Consider the following 2,685-nt stretch of genomic DNA (forward strand, 5'->3'; position numbering starts at 1 on the left):
TGGCTATCGATGACGGCGGCTGTCGGTCTTGGCTTTCGTCCCAGTTGCCGGCGCGACTTGCGAACCAGAGCTTCGGCAATCTGCTGCCATCTACCGTAAGCGGCAAGCTGAGGCCGTCAGGCGGCGTGGTTCCATGGCATAAGCGCGTCGATTTCACTGCTTGGCCAGCCGTTGGCGATACGCTGAAGGGTTAGGGTGAGCCAAGCGAACGGATCGACGTTGTTCATCTTCGCTGTCTGCAGCAGTGTTGCGATGGTCGCCCAGGTTCGTCCGCCGCCGTCGCTGCCCGCGAAGAGGCTATTCTTTCTCGTGATTGTTTGTGGCCGGATGGTGCGTTCGACGATGTTGGAGTCGAGCTCGATGCGACCATCAGTCAGGAAGCGTTCGAAGATGGCACGGCGCGAGACGGCATAGCGGATCGCCTCGGCCAGTTTTGATTTGCCGGAGATCCGACGCAAGGTCTGCTGCCAGAGATCGAAGAGATCTGCGACGATCGCCGCGGAGGCTTGCTGGCGCGCGGCAACGCGAGTGTCGGGGCCTTGACCGCGCGCCATTTTCTCGACCTGCCAGAGCTTCGCCATCCGCTCGACTGTCGCCGTTGCCACTTCCGAGGTCCCTGCAACATGCAGCTCGTAGAACTTGCGCCGGCTGTGTGACCAGCAGCCAGCCAATGTGACGCCGTCATTGCCGCGATCGGATCGCGCCAGCTTGTTATAGGCGGCGTATCCATCAACTTGCAGGATGCCGTGATAACCATTGAGATGCCGGACTGCGCATTCGCCGGCGCGACTGTCTTCGAAGCGATAAGCCACCATCGGCGGACCGCTGCGGCCAAAGGTTCGGTCATCCCTGGCATAGGCCCACAAATAGGCTGTCTTCGTCGATCCGGAGCCCGGAGCGAGCGTTGGCAAAGTAGTTTCGTCGGCAAAGACCCGTTCGGCCTTCTTGACCTCGCTGAAGATGTAGTCGGCCATGATCTCGAGCTCGAAGCCGAGCTTGCCCATCCATTGGGCCATCAGCTGCCGGTCGAGCTCGACACGATCGCGGGCATAGATAGCCTCCTGCCGGTAGAGCGGCAGGCCGTCGGCATATTTGGCGACGGCGATCTGGGCCAGAAGGGCTTCGGTCGGAATGCCTCCTTCGATGATATGAGCTGGGGCCGGCGCCTGGATCACGCCGTCGTCGTTCTTGAAGGCATACTTGGGACGGCGCGTGACGATGACGCGGAACTTCGCCGGCACCACATCCAGACGCTCTGACACGTCCTCGCCGATCAGCACCTTCTGCTTACCGGCATGCACGGCCAGCTCTTCCGGCTCAATGACGGTTTCGATCCGTTCCAGATGGGGCGCAAAGCCCTTGCGCCGGCGCGGTGCACGCTTGCCATCCGTTTGCGCACGCCCCTTGCTGACCTGAGCCTTGATCGCAGCGATGCCGATCTCGATCTCCTCGAAGACTAAGGCCTGCTGTTCATCGTCGCCGTTCGCCGAGCCGAGCTTCTCCGATCGTCGGCCGAACCGGGCGCGGTCGAAGGCCTTCAGGATCTGTGTCAGCCGCTCGATGCGCGCATCGGCATCGGCGTTGCGGGCCTTGAGATCGGCGACTTCGCTCGCCAAGGCATCGGCGCGAGCCACTTTCTCGGCCATGGCAAGAACCATGGCCTTCAGCGTCTCTACGTCATTCGGGAGGCTGAGATCGGGCGGCGACATTGACCCGACCAGAGCACATTTTGCTCCGGTTCTCTCGTCCTTTCAGGCCGTTGATTCACTTCGCCGCAGTGCTTTTACCCAACAATCTCCGGCGGCTTAACCGCCATAGTCCGGACCCGCTTCCAATCCATCCCGTCCACGAGCGCCATCAACTGCGCCGGATTCAGCTGCACCCGATGATGCCCGATCCGCGGCCAGCAGAACTTCGCCTGCTCGAGACGCTTTAAATAGAGGCACACGCCGGAGCCATCCCACCACACGATCTTGATCCTGTCGGCTCTTTTGGCCCGGAACACGTAAAGCGCCCCATCGAACGGATCTGAGCCCGCATCGCGCACCAGCGCAACAAGGCCATCGATACCCTTGCGGAAGTCGACCGGATGGCTGGCCAGGAACACCTTCACACCAGAGGGGATCATGCCGATCGGACCGCCCGGATCACCCGCTGCAAATGCGCCTCCTCGACATGCCGGCCGGCGCGCACGACCACCTCGCCAATGGCAATCTCGATCACTGCACCCGTCATAGACGCCACCGCGCCCTCATCACTCGAGTGCCGCGAGCAATAATGCCGCTCAGCCCGCGCATCGCGGCGCCAGGCGAACAGTTGCGAAGGGTGAATGCCGATCCGGCGGGCGATCGCCGATACGCTCGCGCCGGGCTCCAGCGCCTCTGCCGCAACTTGCGCCTTGAACTCGTCCGACCAGCGTCGGCGAAGCTGCCGCGGCGCTCCCTCAAGACGCTCGGCGACCGCTTCGATCATATGGAAGGTTCTAGTTTCAGAACTAGGCGCAGACATAGACGCTCACATCGGCTCACAACTGAGCAGCCGATAGCCGATCTCTCCGCCACTCCGCCAGATGGGGTCTCTTTGCCGCTTACCATCTACCCGTGTCGCGCCAAGCGTAGAAATATCCCTGCACTGTCGAGTACGGGGGAAAATCCGTCGGCAAGGCTCGCCATTGGCAGCCACTCC

3 protein-coding genes and 2 pseudogenes are annotated in these 2,685 nt (G+C 62.1%); all 5 read right to left on the reverse strand.

Annotated features, from left to right (window positions below):
• Window positions 1-95, reverse strand: a pseudogene (locus tag GA0061098_RS45865) (IS5/IS1182 family transposase); the annotation flags it as partial.
• Between the two features lie 21 nt (window positions 96-116).
• Entirely contained in the window at window positions 117-1,709 is a 1,593-nt protein-coding gene (tnpC, locus tag GA0061098_RS43285) for an IS66 family transposase (protein WP_091968217.1), read from the reverse strand.
• A 74-nt stretch (window positions 1,710-1,783) separates the two neighbouring features.
• Window positions 1,784-2,128: an IS66 family insertion sequence element accessory protein TnpB gene (gene tnpB, locus GA0061098_RS43290; protein WP_091968220.1), complete on the reverse strand. Its 345-nt coding sequence runs from the start codon at window positions 2,126-2,128 to the stop codon at window positions 1,784-1,786.
• Window positions 2,125-2,472: a transposase gene (locus tag GA0061098_RS47170; RefSeq protein WP_283808050.1), complete on the reverse strand. Its 348-nt coding sequence runs from the start codon at window positions 2,470-2,472 to the stop codon at window positions 2,125-2,127. The genes tnpB and GA0061098_RS47170 overlap by 4 nt, the downstream gene beginning before the upstream one ends.
• 118 nt (window positions 2,473-2,590) lie before the next feature.
• A pseudogene (locus GA0061098_RS43300) lies at window positions 2,591-2,685 on the reverse strand (transposase); the annotation flags it as partial.

The organism is Bradyrhizobium shewense (assembly GCF_900094605.1).
GTDB lineage: Bacteria > Pseudomonadota > Alphaproteobacteria > Rhizobiales > Xanthobacteraceae > Bradyrhizobium > Bradyrhizobium shewense.

Excerpts from the sequence above, each read along its gene's own strand:
- tnpC (WP_091968217.1), bottom strand. The coding sequence starts at position 1,709 with ATGTCGCCGCCCGATCTCAGCCTCCCGAATGACGTAGAGACGCTGAAG.
- tnpB (WP_091968220.1), bottom strand. The coding sequence starts at position 2,128 with ATGATCCCCTCTGGTGTGAAGGTGTTCCTGGCCAGCCATCCGGTCGAC.
- GA0061098_RS47170 (WP_283808050.1), bottom strand. The coding sequence starts at position 2,472 with ATGATCGAAGCGGTCGCCGAGCGTCTTGAGGGAGCGCCGCGGCAGCTT.